Genomic DNA, 18,286 nt, shown 5'->3' with positions numbered 1-18,286 from the left:
GCAGGAATTCCTGCGGACCACACCCCTAATTAATGACGCTATGTTCAGCGAGCCTGGTAGGTCAGGCAATCAGCACTGGTCGAGCCCACGCGAATCGCAGAAGCGGTGCACTCAAGATTAGTGTTGAAGGAGCAATCCGCCTTCTGGCAGGCGCCCACAACGGGGCTCTTGCGCTCAAGACCGCCGCGAACAGACAGGGGCACGAAGGTGGAGCAGGTGCGTCCGTAGCCGATGGTAACGGCGCCGGCGGCGCAACCATTGTTGTTGTAGGAGCACTCGGTAACGGAGCAGTCCTGAACCAAGGGGAGGTCGATGGTCGTCATGATGATCTCCTTGAAGAGTCGGAATAAAGAATGAAGACACTCCAAGAATGACGTAATTAAATTCAAAATCCACTACATCCCATTTTTCCGCGAAATACCGCCACTTTACGGCGCCTCAACACACGAAACGCAGGAGTATTTACGAAACATTCCAACCTGCTATTGACCTAAGGCAAGCCTGCGCTGATCAAAGCGAATATCACCAAAGGACCCGCTATATTCCCCCTCTGCGTATCCTTTGGACCAGCCTTTTTGATCACTCGTCAAGCAGCTCGGCGTTTTCCAGCCAGGCTTCTTCTAGCTCCTCAATTTCGGCACGCAAATCCGCGGACTGTGTAGAAAACGACGTCATCTCATTCAGAGCAGAAGGATCCGTTGCGACCTTTTCAGCCAGAAGGGCAAGCTCGGCCTCGACCTTTTCCAGACGCGTGCGCAGACTTTCAATCTTTCGTTCCAATCGCGCGGCTTCTTTCTTCGCCGCTCGCCTGGCCGCCGAATCCGTCATCCCCGCGTTCTTCGCACTGCTAGGGGATTCCTCGCGACATGCATGTCCAGATTGGCTAGGGCGCACCGAGCTTTCACTGTTAGTGGAAGCATCCGTGGCGAAAGCGGCACCGGCCTCGCGAATGCGAAGGTACTCCTCTACCCCACCGGGAAGGGCACGCAAGCTTCCATCCCCCAAAAGTGCAACCTGGTGGTCGGTCACTCGTTCAAGCAGGTAGCGGTCGTGGCTGACGACAACCAAAGTCCCCGGGAAGGCATCCAGCAGGTCTTCCATTGCCGCCAAAGTATCCGTATCCAGGTCGTTCGTCGGCTCGTCAAGAAGAAGGACATTCGGTTCAGCCATGAGCAGGCGCATCAGCTGAAGGCGTCGTCGTTCACCACCGGAAATCTCTGAAATCCTGGTCCATGCACGCTCTCGAGTAAAGCCCATCCTCTCAGTCATTTGCGAAGAGGAAACTTCCTTGCCGTCAACGATCACACTATGGGCAACCTGATCGACGGCCTCGACAACGCGCATATCTGAAAGATCATCAAGCTCGTGGGTATCCTGCGAAAGCGTGGCGACTTGAACGGTCTTCCCGCGCTTCACGCGCCCGCTGGTCGGTTCCAGATCCCCTCGAAGAAGATTGAGAATTGTCGTTTTGCCCGCGCCATTCACGCCGACCACACCGACGCGTTCGCCGGGAGCGAGGCGCCACGTCACGTGGTCAAGAATGGTGCGTTGGTCACCTTCTGGAGTCGGGAAGGTGACGGTAACGTCCTCTAGGTCCAGTACATCTTTCCCGAGGCGCGCGGTCGCCATTTTCACCAGCTCGACGCTGTCCCTGGGCGGAGGAACGTCAGCGATCAATGCTTCAGCGGCGGCGATATGGAACTTCGGCTTGGAAGTTCGCGCGGGGGCGCCTCGGCGCAGCCAGGCCAATTCCTTTGTCAATAGGTTTGCGCGTTTCTTCGCGGCGACATCAGCTTGGCGAAGACGTTCCGCCCTGGCCAGAGTGTAGGCGGCGTAGGATCCATCGTAAATTTCAACGTGCCCAGGAATCTGGGGCCGAGAGCCGCCCGGATCGATCCCGGGAACGACTTCCCAAATCGTTTCGCACACGGCGTCCAAGAACCAGCGGTCGTGGGTGACCGCAATGAGTGCGCCGCTTGCACCCGGACGAGCAAAACGTGCATTCAGATGCTGAGCAAGCCAGGCAACGCCTTCCACATCCAGATGGTTCGTCGGCTCATCCAAGCAGACAACATCGGAAGGGAGCGCAAGAACTCGCGCCAGATCAACGCGGCGACGTTGCCCACCAGAAAGGGTTCCGACCCGGGCGTGCAGGTCGATATCAGAGAGCAAACCGGCATGGATATCGCGAATTGCGGGCTGCGATGCCCATTCATATTCTTCAAGACCGGGGTGCACCGCATCCATCACGCGCGCATCATTGTCAAGATGATCGCCCTGCTCAAGCATGACAATGCGCAGGCCATCGCGGGTAATGATTCGACCATCGTCAGGCTGCTGAAGGCCGGCAACCAAACGCAGTAGCGTTGATTTTCCCGCTCCGTTGGGGCCCAGAATACCGATCCGAGAAGAGTCTTCGACGCTGATATCAACGTCCGCAAGTAATTGGCGCGAACCAGCAAGGGCTCCCAGTGACTGCGTCCCCAGTAAGTGGGCCACTCTTAGCTCTCCTCTTCTTCTACGATTGCTCCCACTGCGGGGCCTGAAGCCGGTAGGACTGCGCTGACTTCACTGCTTGTCCCAAGAGCATCAGCGAGTTCACCGGCATGTTCCCTATCACGAGCGAGGACAGCAATGGTCGGTCCCGACCCCGAAAGGATCGCTGCGCAGGCACCCGCGTTCTTCGCATCGTGAATCGTTGTTTCAAGTTCGGGGTACAAGTGAAGAGCCGGAGCGGTCAGGTCATTGCACAGCACTGAAGCAAGTGTGTCGGCATCTGCGCACAGCGCTCGCTTCTCAGCCTCGCTCAACGGTGCTGGAGCGCCGCCTTGCCTCAGCTGATCAAGAGTTCGAAAAACCTCGGGGGTTGACAGGCCGTGGTGTGCACGCGCCATCACCCAGTAGTGACACGGCCACAACGATTGATCCGGATCAAGCAAGGAGGTCAAGCGGTCTCCTCTCCCCTGCCCCAGAGTCATTCCACCCATGATGCAGGCCGGGACATCTGCGCCCAAAGTACGGCCGATCTGGCAGAGCTGTTCAAGCGTTAATCCCAATCCCCACAGCTGATTGCAGGCAACTAAAGCAGCGGCGGCATCAGCGGAGCCACCGGCCATTCCTCCGGCTATCGGAATGCGTTTATCAACGTGAATACTCACCCCGGCAGCAGTTTGAGCCCACGCACCGGCGGCAGCCAGTTTTTGAAGTGCGCGTGCTGCGCGATATGCCAAATGGGTGGTGGGATCAAGATCTGCCATCGAAGCTGTTGCAGCCTCATCTACCGAGCCATCGACACCGTACGCCACCGTTTCAATGTGGATACCGGGGGACTTTGAAGTACGTACGGTCACGCTTTCACGAACATTCAGGCATTCAAAGACCGTCACCAGTTCGTGATATCCATCAGCATCCGGGGCACCCGCGCGAAGGATGACATTGACCTTCCCGGGTGCCGATGCACGTACCTCACGCACGGGGTTGCTCCACCCCGCCTTGCTCGCTTTCCTGCCTTGCTTGTCTCAAGTCTTCAGCAGCGCGACGCTCCTTCGCGTAACGATCCTGCTCGGGAAGAGGAATCTTGCCCTCAGCACGCATGTCAAGCAAAACTGAACCGAGACGCACGTAATCGTCAATCCCCAGCTTTTCGCCTCGGATCGAGGAATCTACGCCGGCGCGATCGCACAGCTCCTGCGCGGCCTCGGCGCTGCCTGCCCAGTTCTTCAAAGCGGCGCGCAGGGTCTTTCTGCGCTGAGAAAATGCAGTATCGCAGACCTCGAAAGTGGCAAGACGCAAGGAAGTATCCCCGCGCGGGGTCTTCGAGCGCTGCAGCTCCACCAGCGCGGAATCAACATTGGGGACAGGCCAGAATACCGAACGCCCAATAGTTCCCGCGCGAGTCGCGCTACCGTACCACGCGGCCTTTACCGAAGGAACTCCGTAGGTACGCGAACCCGGCTGAGCAGCCAGGCGATCGGCAACCTCGGCCTGAACCATTACCAGTGCCGACTCCAAGGAAGGGAAGGACTCCAGCATGGAGAGCAGCAAGGGAACCGCAACATTGTAGGGAAGATTCGCCACCAGGTGCGTTGGCGCCGGCCAATCATCCTCAAAGTCTTCGAGGCCATTAATCTGAACGGCATCTCGATTGATCACGTGGAGGCGCTCCGCGGCCTCAGGCATGCGCTGCGCAACGGTCACCGGAAGTGCACGGGCAAGCACCGGATCGATCTCGATGGCGCGTACCTGTGCCCCCGTTTCAAGAAGTCCAAGGGTCAGCGAACCCAGTCCGGGCCCGACCTCAATGACGTGTGTTCCCTCACCAATTCCCGCGTCTCGTACGATGCGCCGAACAGTACCGGCATCATGAACAAAGTTTTGTCCGAGCGTCTTGGTTGGGCGCACCCCCAGCGCCTGGCAAATCGCATGCACTTCAATTGGGCCAAGCAGCCCACTCTCGCTGGGCTGGGCGTCACTGGGCACATTCGGCGTGGAATATCGACGGGGAGAAGTCACGCTCCCATCCTAAAGGATCAGTACCATCCGACGGAGTTTGAATGCCCCAGTGCAGAGCACGGCGTCCCATAGCGTCCGGCGATGTACCCCAAGCCCCACTTGATCTGCGTGACCGGGTTGGATTGCCAATCCGAACCCGCCGAAGCCATCTTGCTTCCCGGCAGTGCCTGCGGAATGCCATACGCACCGGAAGAGGAGTTCTTCGCGTAGGGATTCCAGTGGGACTCACGGTTCCACAGTGCGACCAAGCATTGAAATTCGGAGTCTCCCCATCCGCGAGCACTCACCAGGGGCTTAGCCAAAGAACGAGGATCCTCGCCCGAATAGGCCAAGGGGATATCAGCTGCGACCATCGCCAGGGCAACTTCAGCTGAATTTCCACCCGCTGCAGTAATTTCCGAGGCCGTCGAGAGGGTGCCGAGCTTCGCACGGTAACGGATTGATTTCGTTCCGTCAGCTTCGGTCTTTTCTTCCAGCGTTGCCTTCGGGTCCAGACCGGCTTCAATCAGCGCCTTGGGAGTAACTTCCTTGGTTCCAACCGAGCGAATCTGCGCGGTAGGTTCGCGAGTGACCTTTGAATTGAGCGGTGCTGCATACGCTTCCCCACCGTCGACGTTTTCACTCCAGGTGAGTTCTTCAGATTCGCCCTCAACGCCCTTCGTGGTGACTTGTTCTTCACCAACGAAAAGCTGGTCGGAATCTTGACGGTGTTCCTCGAAAGGAATCGGCACCTTTCGCGGCGCAAGCGCGCGCGAGACCCTGTGAATATCGATGGTCAGGCCGTCAGCATTCTTCACCTCAACGCGGTCCAGGGGTCCCAGGTTGATTTTTTCTTTAGTCAAGATGGCCCGGGTGTCCATGCCTTCACGTGCGGTGACCTGACGCGAGCTTCCGTCGACGTTAATTGTGACGGTACGCGTCTGGGTGACCAGAGGAGTCAGGCTGGAACGTGAATAGGAACGGTCGACGGCAAGAACGGCTTTTGTCGAATCCGCGCCCAGGCCTGAGAGCACACCTTCAGCTGAGGGCGCGGTCGACCACAGGGTTGTTCGGTCTCCGTTAATGGTCAGGGTGTAGGGCTTCGCCGTGCGCACGACGATGGTCTGTCCATTTGCAACGTATTGCGAGGCGGCGGGCTGAACTTGGTCGTGCTCACCGAGCTCGATATCCGCTTGGCTCAGGACCCCTGAAACGGTGTGCGACCACGTTGAAACCGGGTAGACGATGCCATCAACTTCAAGGTTGACGGTTGAATGCGCACGGGCAATGCCCACTCCCGCAACCATAAACATGGCCAGGCTGGCTGCGCCTGCACCTGCTACAACGCGAGGTTTCGTCGGTGCCCATGAAGCGGTGCGGCCGTGGCGAGCCGCGTTCACAGAAGTCCTAGTGCTCGAGCGCACGCGGGCCACTGGCCCCATCCGGAACGGGCCTGAAGCGCCTGTGCGCGCTGGGTTTGCTCTGCTGCCGAGGCCTCGGAGGGCAGTCCGGTACCGCCCATTGCGCGCCACGTGGAAGCAGAGAATTGGTAGAGGCCATAGTAGCCGTTACCGGTATTCGTTGCGGGGTTACCACCCGATTCACAGCGGGCCAGAGCTGCCCAGACTCCATCTCCGCTCACCGTTGCCGATGATGACGAGGCCGAAGACCCCGAGTTCGAAGAAGAGCTTGCTGAAGTGGTTTCCTTGGTGCCGACCTTGACAATTTGCTTGACCGGTTCGGTACGGTTTTCGCCCAGCATCTGGCTCACAACATCTTGGCCATCTCGACGCTCCACGTAGAAGCTGCGCTTGATGGAACCGTCGGAGCCTTGCTGAACAACGCGCTTGGTTCCCTTGGCCAAGCTGGAGTCTTCTTGCTCCTCAACTTCCTTGGGCAGAGTTTCTTCGCGTTCTTCCGTGCCACGTTGAACTCGGGTGACCTTGAGGAATACGCCTTGGTCATCACTTGAGAAAGCCACGCGGTCAAGGGGTGAAACCTGAACCCCTGCCTGCGCGAGCAGGTCCGAGGCATGGGTGCCTTCGCGCGCGTCAACGGTGTGGGTTTGCCCATCAGCAATGACGCGGATATTCCCCGTTGCTGTAAGTGCGGGAAGGGTTGCGCGAGAGGTCGAGCGGTCAGCAGCGATCACCGCGCCGGTGGTGCCGACCTGGCTCATAAGGTTGTTGATATTCGTAGCAGTGGACCACGTGGGGGTTGAAACACCGTTGACGTCGACCAGGTAGCGTTGCGCGCGACGCACGACAACGGTCTGACCATTCGTCACACCTTCTTGGAGGGAGGGCGCAACCAGATCATGGGGAGAAACTTCTACACCCGCAGTTGACAGAACGTCAGAGACCTTGCCCATAAATCCCGATACGGGGATGGAGACACCATCGACTTCCAGGGTGACATCTCTAAATGACGTGGCTACCGATGTCCCGGCGATACCGGTAACGGCAAATGCTGCAACTGCAGCGCTGGCAATGACCGCCTTGCGCGAGGGGTGAAAATTCACGTAACTCCAGACTTCGTAGGATTCGCCCTGGCAGCTTCATAGAAGCGCAGCTCGCATGCGAGCCTGCGGCGAACGAACAGTTCACACGCTACAGGGTCCCGAATAGACCAAGCGAGCGTTAGTGATGGGGACCATAAACATTTACATCATTAACCACATTCGTCACATAAGTAACAGAAACCCAACTTCGTGACATGAGAGATTAATTGCTCAAATTGGCGTTTATTCAGTGTTGAACATTAGGATAAGGGCAGATTTCAACCGCTTCGATGAAGGGACCGTGAATGATGATGTCACGTCACCGCGGGATTTGGGCGTTCGCTACATGCGTGCTCTTGGGAGTATCCATGGCAGCTTGTGGCTCCGGATCCACAACGGGCGACGGCTCAGAGCCGAGCTTCGAGAAGACCGTCTTCTTTAGTACCGCGCCGAATGACAAACTGCGTGACCTCAGCTCCGTCTCCCCTCAGCCCGAAGGCAAGGAAACTTTCAGCGCAGAGGACTCAAAGCTTTTCCTTGGCAGCTACTCACTGGGTTTTGATGGCACATCAAAATCCGTCAACGCCTACACTGACCGCGGTTCTTTCCGCTTCACTCTTTTAGGCGCATCAAAACTTCCTCAAACGACCAAAGATGGAAAGTCAATCATCAAGATCGACTACAAGTTTGAGAACCATTCAACTGGCGCAAAGGAATCACCCGATAACGCACTGCGCTGGGTTTTTTACGCAAGCGCTTCACCGCTTCCTGGAACTGATGAGGCGAAGGCACTCCTAGCTGGTTCAGGCGATCGCAATGACGTCCCGATTTTTAAGCTTTCTGACGTGGATGCGCAGCTGTTGAAGGCCCCCGATACCAGCCAATTTACCTCCGACGACCCGCAGGTGAAGGACGCTCAAGAACCCCAGGGATACAGCGGTTACCAGGCTGACGATAAGCAGAAAACCTACTCATCCCTTTTCGTCGCACAGGGCAATCCAAATTCGACCAAGTTCTCCTTGGCGATGTGCACAAACGGTAAGGGACTCACCCCAGACATTTACTGCCAGACCGTCCAACCTCTGGAGGCAACGATCAAATGACCTTCTCACGCTTTTTCACACGCACCATTGCGGCCTTGAGCATTGTCACTCTTGCTTCCTTTGCACTCCCATCCGCTGCTCACGCTGACGATTCCGTCGATCAACTCAAGAAGAATGACCCCACCGCATTCGAATGGCTCGAAGGCGTGCAGGAAGTCAATCAGGGCGACCAACTCGTCATCCCCACCAAGGTCAAGCTCGCTGATTTTGAAAAGCGAAAGTCGGATGAAGCCGATAGTAAAAGTCCGAAGTTCGCAACCCCATTCGCGGTCTATTCCGACGCGGCATTGGATGTGGATCTAGGGTTTGAACTCGGCACGTACGGCACTAATGAAGGTATTTCAATCTCACCTTCGTGGATCACTCTGCAGTCACGGTCACACGCAAGCCCTCTTGCAGACATCACTGGCTCTTCAGGCTGGGGTTTGCTCCCCATGTACTACCTTGTTCAATACAACGACTTGCAAACCGGCAAGCTTCTTGAACACCCAATCGTTCGCCGCATTCGCGTCAGCGACAAGGGCTTCCTTCCCCGCCCGCAAAACATCTCGGTGGACGAGGAAGACAACGGTACTTTCAGCGTGTCATGGGATCCGGTCGAAGGCGCTGACTCCTACTACGTCGTTTTTCTCAATTCCACCGATAAGGATGGAAAGACTAGGCTCAACCCAAGGCTTGTTGCATCGACAAATCAGACCTCGTGGAACTCTGATCAACGAGCTGATGACCAACCCCCACGAGATTGGACTCTGAACACCGCACTGGAAGCATTCCTGACCGTCAAGGAAGATTTCAAAGGCAGCTCACACAAAGGCAGCTCAGACGAGGGCTGGCTGACAGACGAGGAGCTTGATCGCATCCTCAACAGTAAGGGAACCCAAGTTTCGGTCATCGCGAAGAAGAACGCGAAGATCTCGAAAATGTCCGATTTTATCGATATCGCAAATACCCTTGGAAATACACCTATTCGAATTGCTTCCAACGCACAGCGCCAGCTCGGTCTGGATCGCAGTGATTTCGATAATTTAAGTGAACTTCCCGCTCAACTCCCCGTGACGATGGCCGATGGGCACACTCGTATGCAGACTTTGATTGTCGATCCCGAAAAGAGCTGGGTTCAGAGCTCAAACCCGAAGACGATCAGAGATCCTGAAGCAAAACTCCACGTCGTCTACCACATCGGAAATACTCGCTTCACCAGCTCCTACAGAGTCAAGAACTTCGATCCATCGACCTACACCGAGGATCTTAAGAAGATGAAGAAGGATCAGGAAGAGGCACATACCGGTTACTTTGCGCCCAACCTGAGCTACACCAAGGAAGTCCAAAACAAGGAATCCAAGGACAATGTGGCGCGAACCTTCCCAGATACCCCCGTGCAGGTGCTGGGGACAACGCCGCTGTCAAAGTACATCGCTGCGAACTTGATGATGGGATACACAAATATCGACCTTTCGAAGTTCCCAGAAGCAGAATCTAACTCACGAATTAGCGATGCATTGGAAGAGGCAAAAGATCAAAACGGTCTGGTTCCCTTCATTATTGGCGCAAAATACACGCAAGACAAGATTCTTCATGTCACTTTGGGAACTGAGGGTGCAACCGATCAGCATCTTGCACCCAAGGATTATTCGGGCCAGATCAATAGCAAGGCCGACCAAGTGGTCGCAGAGATCATCAAGCCCGGAATGGATGAGGAAACCAAGGTCCGAACCATTAACTCCTGGATCATTAACCATGCGACCTACAACTATGACGGGTTGGAAGGAAGCGAGAAAGTCTGGGCGCAAACAGGTACTCTGACGCCCGAATACACCCCTGACCACGATTCAGGCGGTATTTTCTTCAAGGGAACAACCGTCTGCGAAGGCTACGCAAACGTCTTCCAACTCCTAGCGACGAAGTCGGGTCTCAGTTCGGTTGTTGTGACCGGTGTTGTCACTCGAACGAATGGCGCTAAATCTGGACACGCATGGAACCAGGTGAAAGTTAACGGAACCTGGAAGACCGTTGACGTCACGTGGAATGACGGTGGCGATTCCGGCGACCCCGCGGTTGAGACAAAGTACCTGATGATCCCGAATAACTCTCCGCTTCTGACCAGGAACCGCGTTTGGAAGGATCCTGCACTGAAGAAGATCCTCTAAGGAGATTCGGCCCATACATGAGTGGTGGGGCCTCCCTATCGGGAGGCCCCACCACTGTGTTTCAACTTCAACTCAAGTGCTCACGACCTACACGCAAGCGTTCACGAGCGCCGCGCTATCCCACTGAGCCAATGGACCTACCAGCTTCCGTAGACTCGCTCAGTATTCTCCGTCAGGCGCTCACACGCTAGCTGCTCTGAAATACCCCAGAGCTCAGCCATAAAGCGCACGGTATATGCCATGACATAGGAAGCATTGGGGCAGCCCCTCCACGGAAGTGGGGTCAAGTAGGGAGCATCCGTTTCAACCAACACCAGTTCAGGAGGAAGGACCGCAAAGGCTCGACGGAGGTTGTCATTAGCCGGATAGCTTATTGGCCCCGCAAAAGACGCATACCATCCATTCTCAGCCAAAATATCGGCCATCTGCGCATCACCAGAAAAGCAATGGAAAACAATGCGCTGATCCGAACGCACGCACTCACGCAGCAGGGCAATAGAGTCCTCATGAGCATCACGGTCATGAATCTGCAGCGGCAAATCATGGCGAGCAGCCATTTCGATGTGCGCGCGGAAGGACTCCTTCTGGGCCTCGCGACCGGGATCAGCGGTACGGAAATAATCCAAACCGCTCTCCCCCACTGCGACCACCATCGGGTCACTCAAGCGTTCCTCCACGGCAGATAAGGCCTCGTCAAGGGGAACATGGTACTCACGCACTTGGGGAAGCAAACCATCCGGTGAAGGTTCGGCAAAGCCGGCGTGCAGCGCGGCCTCGTTCGGGTGGATCGCGAGGGCAACGCGAACTCCCTCATGTGCTCGGGCAAGCTCGAGCATCGGATCAAAAGCTGGTAGCTCACAGGCACTGGAAATCATCCTCGTCACGCCTACTTGGCGTGCGCGCTCCAACTGTTCCTCAAGGGGCATCTTGACCCCATCCGCGCGCGGGATTTCTCCTTCATGGACGGGAAGATGTGTGTGGTTATCAATGACCGGCAGCGCCAAGGGATTGGGAGGATCCGGCCACGGACGAGGCTTATGCTTACCCATTCCGCCTCCTCAGTGCTCCCACACGACGGACTCACGCACGCGCTGCGCGGCCTCGTCGCCCAGAAGCTGACGGACCAGCTCAAAACCAAGTTCTAGAGCAGTACCCGCTCCCCTGCTGGTCACAATGTTCCCGTCAACGACAACGCACTCAGACTGAACCTGCGCACCTCCCGCGCTCAGGGCATCCATGAAGTCAGGATTTGCAGTGGCGCGTTTGCCCTGAAGAACTCCCAGTTCAGCCAGAATCGAAGGGGCAGCACAGATCGCAGCAGTCTTTTCTCCCGTCGAGGCACGACGCGTCAATTCCTCGCGCACGCGCTCATTTGCCTTCAGCCCAAGCGTTCCGGGTATACCACCCGGTAGGAAGACAAGGGCGTAGGAGGCTAAATCCACGTCTGCAAGCATGAGGTCAGAAACGAGCTTGATCCCATGCGAGCTGACAACATGGCGCTCATTTTCAATCGAAATGAGATCCGCGCGGATCCCCGCTCGATACAGAGCGTCGACGACCGCAAGAGCTTCGACTTCCTCGAATCCGGTTGCAAGCAGGACAGCGACACTATCCGTCGTTGCCAGGGTATTAGGCGTTGGCATTTTTCCTCCTCAGGTACGCATCTGGATCATCTTCCAGAAACGCTGCATACCTTCAGGGTAACGCAGGCTTACGCCCGTCGAAGTCGCAGCTACTCTGAACGAAGCGCCTCAACTGGATCTTGGCGAGAAACTCGCGAAGCCGGAATCAAACCAGCAACCACGGTCAAGCCAACCGAAATCGCGACCAATACCGCGGCTGTCAGCGGGGAAAGCTGGGCAATGTTCTTCACCTGGAACCCCTGCTCGGCAATTGCATTGACCAGGCCACAGATCCCGTAGGTCACACCAACACCGATGATGCCTGCGATCAGTCCTTCGATGAATGTTTCCGCGTTGAAGACCGCAGAAACATTGCCCTTTGAGGCACCGATCGAGCGGAGAATACCGATTTCCTTCTTGCGTTCAAGAACTGAAATGTAGGTGATGATCGCAATCATGATTGAGGACACGACCAGCGAAATCGACACGAAGGCGATGAGTAGCCACGAAATCACATTGACGATCTTCGTTACCGAACTCATGAGTACGCCCATAACATCGGTGTAGGTAATGACCTGGTCGGTCTTACCCGCACTTTCCTTGTCTGCGTTGTACTGGTCGAGCACAGCTTTAACGGAGTCCTTGTCCTTGAAGGACTTCGGGTAGATCGAGATGCTGCTCGGTGACTTCAGGTCAGCCCATCCCAGATCGCGCAGGTTCGTTTCAAGCGTGGGGACGTTCGTTGAGAACATCGTTGCCATCAACGCGGCAAGGGACTTCTCATCAAGATTCGACGAGAAGGCCGATGCCATCGCCTCGGGATCAAAATGGAAGGCGCTGCTCATATTCGCTGCAAATTGGCTCATTGTCGCGCTGATCTGCTGGCCAATTGTGTGAGATAGCTGAGTCATCATCTGAGTCATGGCGTTCGCCATGGTCTCTTGAAGAACCTGACCGATCGCAGCTGAGACCCCGCGGATGAGATTGCCACCAAGCTGTGCGGCGATCTGCGCTGAAATCTGGTGTGCAAGTTCTGTCGATACCTGAGAGGCGACCGAGGCAAGCGCCGGGTCATTCCCAAGCGCTGCCTGCAGGTTTGTCATCAGTTTCTGACGATCAACAACCTGATCAGAAGAGACGGCAGTGTTGATCTGTTGAATTACTGAGGGCTGCGAGAAGTAGTCAGAAACCAGCGTGGCAAAGTCCGTGGAACCACCCGCAGCAATCTGGTTTTGCGCGTACTCCTGGAAGCCCTGAAGGATCTGACTGGCCTGAGAGCTCAAGTATGTTCCGGCGGTATCCTTTACCGCACCATCCGCCAGCGTCTTACGGATAATCGCGGGAAAATCAACGTTTTGCAGCTGCGGAACGCTCTTGCTCAGTTCGCCCAGGTTGAGCTTGGAGGGATCGATCTGCACGGCCGAACCATCAGCGGGAACGAGCTTCGAAAGATCAATATTCGACAGGTCCATCCCCGACAGATCAAGGTTTGAAAAGTCAAGGCCGGATAGATCCATTCCACTAAAGTTCAGAGAGGATAGATCCATCTGCATGGCGGAAGGATCAATAGAAAACGCCGCAGACAGCTTGTTTTGATCAACAGTGAACAAGCTCGACATGTCAAAGCCACTGGAACGATCTTTCGAAGAATCTGCAAGCTCTTGGAAGGTCTTACCCGTAAACACATCGGTCTTCGGGTTCGCCCGCTGATCCTTAACAATCTGGCTATCCTCGGCCTCGCGAATAATCTGGCGAGTCAGCTCAGGGCTGTATGCGATGCCTTGGCGCAGCGCTCCCCCATGCGAGGAATTCGGCTTCACAATTGCACTAATACGAAGTTCTTGCCCTTCGTCGATTAGCTTCTTCATGAATTCTTTATCCGAGGAGTGATCCGACCAGACCTTGTACTTGTCGTCCCACGTGTACTTTGCCGCTGCGTTGATGCGCTTGTACTTAATCCCCAAAATCTTGTCGTAATCGTACGAGGCCGCGGGGGCGTCGCTCGCCGAAGGTGAAGGACTCGGGGTGGCAGAGTTCTTCTCGCCAATGGTCCCCGAGTAGTACTGACGCATCAGTTCGTCAAATTCCTTGTGGTCTTTCAGACCCAGGACATATTCCATCAGGTTTGACATATTGCCGTCTTCATCAATGACAAGAACGACTTCAGATGCGGAAGTTGGCCAGTGGCCGGCAAGAACATCGTAGGAGGAGGTGTAAAGCGAGGATGCCTGAGGCATTTGGTAGAAGGCGTTGGTGGCCACCATCGAGGACATAGGACTTCCACGGAAGCCCGTTTCCATTCGACTCATCGCTTGGTCAGGGCTGACCTGAATATTGTCCTTTGAGGTATCTGCCTGGAATATCTGTGGCGTCACATCGTAGTCATATTCGATAGCGTTGACGAAAGAGTTGACATTCCCACCATTTCCGTCAAGGAAAGCCTTCAGAGAGGCCAAGTCATTCGTCTTCGCATCACGAATATTGTCTGCAAGAGTCCTCAGTTTGGAGACCCCAACTTTGCCATCGCTCGGCTTCTCACTGCTAGCGGCTTCCACTTGTGCAGACAGGGCACTGGACATGTCCATCCCAGTCTTTTGAATGGTCAGCGGGTAGGCGCCCAGGGTCTCTTCTTCTGTTTGGGCGATGTAAGCATTCGTGCCGTTCGCAAGGGCCAAAATTGCCGCGATACCAATGATTCCGATAGACCCCGCGAAAGAGGTCATCAGGGTACGGCCCTTTTTCGTCATCAAGTTATTAAAGGACAGGGAAAGCGCGGTCAGGAATCCCATTGAGGTACGGCGCACCGGCTTGGCCTCGCGAACTTCTTCAGTACCCGGGACGAAAGGACGCGAATCGGCGATCACTTCACCATCCGCGAGCTCGACAATGCGGGTTGCGTATTGGTACGCAAGCTCCGGGTTGTGGGTCACCATGATGACCAAACGGTCCTGAGCGACGTCTCGCAGAAGGTCCATGACCTGGACGCTGGTCTTGGAGTCAAGAGCACCGGTAGGTTCGTCAGCCAAGAGAATTTCAGGATCGTTGATCAGAGCGCGCGCGATGGCGACGCGCTGCATCTGACCGCCGGAAAGCTGCGAGGGCTTCTTCCCCACGTGCTCGGCCAGTCCGACGCGTTCCAAGGCTTCCATCGCACGCTTGCGGCGTTCGCCTCGGGAGACGCCAGAGAGGGTCAGTGCCAACTCAACGTTGGACAAGATGGTCTGGTGCGGGATCAGGTTGTAGGACTGGAAAACAAATCCGATGCGGTTGTTGCGGTAAGCATCCCAATCGCGTGCTTTGTAGTCCTTCGTTGAGATTCCATCGATGACCAGGTCACCGCTTTGGAAATGGTCCAGGCCACCAACAACGTTGAGCATTGTCGTTTTACCCGAACCCGACTGGCCCAGTACCGCGACGAATTCACTATCGCGGAAGGCAACCGAAACGTCATTGAGTGCGACCTGGCGCAGGTTTGCAGTTTCGTAGATCTTGACGATGTTGCGCAGCTCAAGCACTGAGATTCCTTCCACCGTTAATTGCTGAACTTTTTAAGACTAACAAAATGGCTGCGGGAGCGGCATCGGAGATTCCCCTGGTTGACGGCTAAAAACCCCGAATCAGTGGGAATTCGATTGCCCCGAGACCAGAAGAATCTCCTCGTTATCAAGTCGAGCAAGAGCTCCTTCTAGGGCTGATGAAGAGAAGATCCCCTCATCACGAGCCTGAAGAAGAGCATCACGCTGAGCGTGAATCGCTTCAAGTGCCAGCTCGCGAATCTGCTCACGCGTGAAGGAACGTTCAACTTCCTCTTCGCTCATTTCCACGGGAGTGGCTTCGTTTTCCCCGTCGGTGTCAGGGAGAGGCTCGCTCGAACTCCCCAAAGAAGGAGCAGATTGCAGGTCGACAACATTGCCCAGACGGGACAGTGTTCGCGAGACTCCAGCAGACAAAAGTGTCTGAGCGTCAACTTCCTTGATTGCCTGGGCCAGAGCCGTATCCACGAGTGCGGAACTCATGACCTGTCGAAGTTCTTCGCGTTCTTCTTCACTGATATCGGTAGAGGCCATCTTGGGCTTGATCAAGCGGATCAGCCACGGCAGCGAAAGCCCTTGAATAACCAGCGCACCAGATGCGATGAAGAGGGCGATCGTCAGAAGGAAGGAACGCATGGGCGCTGCGGCGGAAATCGTTTGTGCCGCCGCAAGAGTGATGGCTCCGCGCATTCCGGACCAGATAATGACACTGGCTTCACGCGGCCCAAGCGGCTCTTTTTCAAAGTAATCGATGTCGGATCGGCGCACTGCGTGTTGCCGCTCGGCAATTTTGAGGCGGCGCCGCCAGCGGGCCATGGTTTTGATCCACTGTTCTTCACTGAGGTTTCGGCATGCCAGAACCTCGCTGTCCACGGTGCAGGCCTGTGCCATTCGCTGCTCGAAGGCTTCGAGGCGCCCAGCCTCGGCCTCGTAGCGCCTCTTACGGTGCTTGCTGCGGTGGTCAAGCCAAGTAAGCATGAGTGCGATGAAGAGTGCACGGATCAGCATAATGAGACTGCCCGCAATGACGGCAATCACGGCGGCTCGTGCCAATCCGCCGCCATCTCCATCGGCCTCTTCAATGATGCCAAATGCCTGCAACCCCATTGCAAGGAAAATCCCACTCTCAAGCATGAGAGTCATGGTTGACCAATTTTGCTGCGAAAAACGCCTATTTGGCGCGGAAATCATGCCTGCGCGACGGCCGGAAACAACAAGACCGGCAACGACCGCGGCAACCAATCCCGAGCCACCCACATGCTCGGCGGGGATCGAAGCAATGAAAGGCATTGCAAAGGAAAAGACCGTATCCGTCGACGGATCTTTGATGATCGAACGAATCCGAACCCCCACTTCACCGACGATTAAGCCGACCACAATGGCGATGCCAAGGGCAACGAGGACACGACCCGTGAGCAGTGCGGGATTGAGGGCACCGTTATCGGCGGCAAGCCCAGCGTTCATCGCCGCAGCGAGAAGCACCAGTGAAGTGGCGTCATTGAAAAGACCTTCGCCTTCAAGCACTGTAATGATGCGGTGCGAGACGCCGCTGCGCTTGGCAATGGTGACGGCGACCGCGTCGGTGGGAGATAAAACAGCTCCCAGCGCCACGCCCCACGCCAGTGAAATCTGCGGAACCATCCAGTTGATGAGGAAACCAATGGCGAATGAGGAGATAAACACCAACGGAATAGCAAGCATTGCCACGGCTTGCATTTCTCGGCGGAAATCCATCGTTGGCATACGCACAGCCGCTGAAAATAGCAGGGGCGGAAGAATAATTTCCAAGATGATGTGCGGCGCGATTTCGATGGCCCCAACCTGCGGGAGGAAGCCGATCGCAAGCCCAACGCCGAGCAGGATCAGTGGTGATGCGACGCCAACTTTGGGGGCAATAAACTGCGTGGCAACAATAATGAGCATCCCCAGCAGCGCGATCATCAACGGTTCCATACATATAGTTTACGGGTGAGGCGTTCACATGTCCGAAGTGTGCACGTTCGTCATCACTATGACAGTCTGAACCTATGCGTATCGCGAGCAACCCCACCAGCGTCGTTGCCATCTCACCACAGCGGCTACGCGCGCCGCGAACTCGCGCGGCGTACCACGCCCCGCCCGCATGGCCTCGACACCATCCCCGAATGTCAAACAGACCCACACGATCAGAGCACGTGCTACAATCGACGCGTCGATTCAAGGAGGTTCTCATGACCGCTTACGACCACTCGTCGGGGTACACCTACGGCACCGATGCCGTCCCCACATCCCCGCTCACACTCGAGGATCTACGCCAGATCGAGGCCGCCGCACACGTCCAGCCCGGTGACGCAGAGCTGCTCTCACGAGCAGAACCCATCCTGGCGCCACACGCTATGGAAATGGTCGACACGTGGCGCGGAATTCTGGCTCAAAAGACGTATCTGGCAGCACATTCCGCGCACCCGGACGGGCAGCCAAACCCCGAGTACGCGCAGGCGTCAAAGCCGCGCTTCGCCCAGTGGATCATCGACATGTGCACGCGCGAGCGTGACCAGGCGTGGTTGGACTACCAGTACCTGATCGGAGCACGGCACATGTCTGCGGCGAAGAACGCGACGGATGGGGCGGACTCGACACCATTCGTGCCACTACACTACGTGCTCGCTTTTATCGCTCCGACTGTGGAGGTCGGGCACCGTCTCCTGGCGGAGGGCTTCGAGGGCGCAGAACTGGACGCTGTCCGTGATGCGTGGACTCGCGCTGTGACTGTCGCCGTGACAGTGTGGGCGTATGCCTATCGAGATCACCCCGAGCAGTTCTGATCCGGCACTCGCCACCTACGATTCCCCCATCGGCCGCCTCACGCTGGCCGCGCGGGGCGGTGCACTCGTAGTATTCACGCCTTATT

General features: G+C 56.2%; 13 protein-coding genes. 3 read left to right on the top strand and 10 right to left on the bottom strand.

Features of this window, described 5'->3' with window-relative positions:
* Window positions 1-44: 44 nt before the first annotated feature.
* The 6 genes from QZR18_RS07170 to QZR18_RS07145 form a co-directional block, all read right to left on the bottom strand.
* Window positions 45-323, bottom strand: a complete 279-nt coding sequence (locus QZR18_RS07170) for a DUF1540 domain-containing protein (RefSeq protein WP_178706724.1) — start codon at window positions 321-323, stop codon at window positions 45-47.
* A 256-nt stretch (window positions 324-579) separates the two neighbouring features.
* Entirely contained in the window at window positions 580-2,499 is a 1,920-nt protein-coding gene (locus QZR18_RS07165; protein ID WP_178706721.1) for an ABC-F family ATP-binding cassette domain-containing protein, read from the bottom strand.
* Between the two features lie 2 nt (window positions 2,500-2,501).
* The gene (locus QZR18_RS07160; RefSeq protein WP_178706718.1) at window positions 2,502-3,473 is read right to left on the bottom strand and encodes a 4-(cytidine 5'-diphospho)-2-C-methyl-D-erythritol kinase; all 972 of its coding nucleotides are present in this window, start codon (window positions 3,471-3,473) and stop codon (window positions 2,502-2,504) included.
* A complete protein-coding gene (rsmA, locus tag QZR18_RS07155; RefSeq protein ID WP_178706715.1) occupies window positions 3,466-4,512 on the bottom strand; it encodes a 16S rRNA (adenine(1518)-N(6)/adenine(1519)-N(6))-dimethyltransferase RsmA in 1,047 nt (348 codons plus the stop codon). Before rsmA ends, QZR18_RS07160 begins: the two co-directional genes overlap by 8 nt.
* A gap of 17 nt (window positions 4,513-4,529) precedes the next feature.
* On the bottom strand, window positions 4,530-5,891 hold the full coding sequence (locus QZR18_RS07150) for a ubiquitin-like domain-containing protein (RefSeq protein ID WP_291459117.1): 1,362 nt from the start codon (window positions 5,889-5,891) through the stop codon (window positions 4,530-4,532).
* Entirely contained in the window at window positions 5,888-7,012 is a 1,125-nt protein-coding gene (locus QZR18_RS07145; RefSeq protein WP_178706712.1) for a resuscitation-promoting factor, read from the bottom strand. The genes QZR18_RS07150 and QZR18_RS07145 overlap by 4 nt, the downstream gene beginning before the upstream one ends.
* A gap of 347 nt (window positions 7,013-7,359) precedes the next feature.
* On the opposite strand from QZR18_RS07145, the gene QZR18_RS07140 reads away from it, so the two are divergent.
* On the top strand, window positions 7,360-8,094 hold the full coding sequence (locus QZR18_RS07140; protein ID WP_178706727.1) for a hypothetical protein: 735 nt from the start codon (window positions 7,360-7,362) through the stop codon (window positions 8,092-8,094).
* The gene (locus tag QZR18_RS07135) at window positions 8,091-10,241 is read left to right on the top strand and encodes a transglutaminase domain-containing protein (RefSeq protein ID WP_178706709.1); all 2,151 of its coding nucleotides are present in this window, start codon (window positions 8,091-8,093) and stop codon (window positions 10,239-10,241) included. Before QZR18_RS07140 ends, QZR18_RS07135 begins: the two co-directional genes overlap by 4 nt.
* A 137-nt stretch (window positions 10,242-10,378) precedes the next feature.
* Here QZR18_RS07135 and QZR18_RS07130 read toward each other — a convergent pair whose 3' ends face one another.
* The 4 genes from QZR18_RS07130 to QZR18_RS07115 all read right to left on the bottom strand — a co-directional run bounded on the left by QZR18_RS07130 (window position 10,379) and on the right by QZR18_RS07115 (window position 17,349).
* Window positions 10,379-11,290: a TatD family hydrolase gene (locus QZR18_RS07130; protein ID WP_178705797.1), complete on the bottom strand. Its 912-nt coding sequence runs from the start codon at window positions 11,288-11,290 to the stop codon at window positions 10,379-10,381.
* A gap of 9 nt (window positions 11,291-11,299) precedes the next feature.
* Window positions 11,300-11,884: a DJ-1 family glyoxalase III gene (locus QZR18_RS07125; RefSeq protein ID WP_178705794.1), complete on the bottom strand. Its 585-nt coding sequence runs from the start codon at window positions 11,882-11,884 to the stop codon at window positions 11,300-11,302.
* Window positions 11,885-11,973: 89 nt separating this feature from the next.
* The gene (locus QZR18_RS07120; protein WP_178705790.1) at window positions 11,974-15,378 is read right to left on the bottom strand and encodes an ABC transporter ATP-binding protein/permease; all 3,405 of its coding nucleotides are present in this window, start codon (window positions 15,376-15,378) and stop codon (window positions 11,974-11,976) included.
* Window positions 15,379-15,480: 102 nt separating this feature from the next.
* On the bottom strand, window positions 15,481-17,349 hold the full coding sequence (locus QZR18_RS07115; RefSeq protein ID WP_178705787.1) for a sodium:proton antiporter: 1,869 nt from the start codon (window positions 17,347-17,349) through the stop codon (window positions 15,481-15,483).
* A gap of 257 nt (window positions 17,350-17,606) precedes the next feature.
* Here QZR18_RS07115 and QZR18_RS07110 point away from each other — a divergent pair, with 257 nt between their 5' ends.
* Window positions 17,607-18,200 (top strand): protoglobin domain-containing protein, encoded by a 594-nt coding sequence (locus QZR18_RS07110; RefSeq protein ID WP_178705784.1) that lies wholly within the window; start codon window positions 17,607-17,609, stop codon window positions 18,198-18,200.
* Window positions 18,201-18,286 lie beyond the last annotated feature (86 nt).

Origin of the sequence: uncultured Actinomyces sp., assembly GCA_900541895.1 — a bacterium.
In the GTDB taxonomy this organism is placed as follows: Bacteria; Actinomycetota; Actinomycetes; order Actinomycetales; family Actinomycetaceae; genus Pauljensenia.
Note: the sequence above shows the minus strand (reverse complement) of the source record. Positions and strands in the feature narration are given on the sequence as shown.

Bases quoted from the DNA above. Each gene is read 5' to 3' on its own strand.
- QZR18_RS07140 (WP_178706727.1), top strand. From the start codon at position 7,360: ATGGCAGCTTGTGGCTCCGGATCCACAACGGGCGACGGCTCAGAGCCG.
- QZR18_RS07170 (WP_178706724.1), bottom strand. From the start codon at position 323: ATGACGACCATCGACCTCCCCTTGGTTCAGGACTGCTCCGTTACCGAG.
- QZR18_RS07125 (WP_178705794.1), bottom strand. From the start codon at position 11,884: ATGCCAACGCCTAATACCCTGGCAACGACGGATAGTGTCGCTGTCCTG.
- QZR18_RS07135 (WP_178706709.1), top strand. From the start codon at position 8,091: ATGACCTTCTCACGCTTTTTCACACGCACCATTGCGGCCTTGAGCATT.
- QZR18_RS07115 (WP_178705787.1), bottom strand. From the start codon at position 17,349: ATGGAACCGTTGATGATCGCGCTGCTGGGGATGCTCATTATTGTTGCC.
- QZR18_RS07130 (WP_178705797.1), bottom strand. From the start codon at position 11,290: ATGGGTAAGCATAAGCCTCGTCCGTGGCCGGATCCTCCCAATCCCTTG.
- QZR18_RS07110 (WP_178705784.1), top strand. From the start codon at position 17,607: ATGACCGCTTACGACCACTCGTCGGGGTACACCTACGGCACCGATGCC.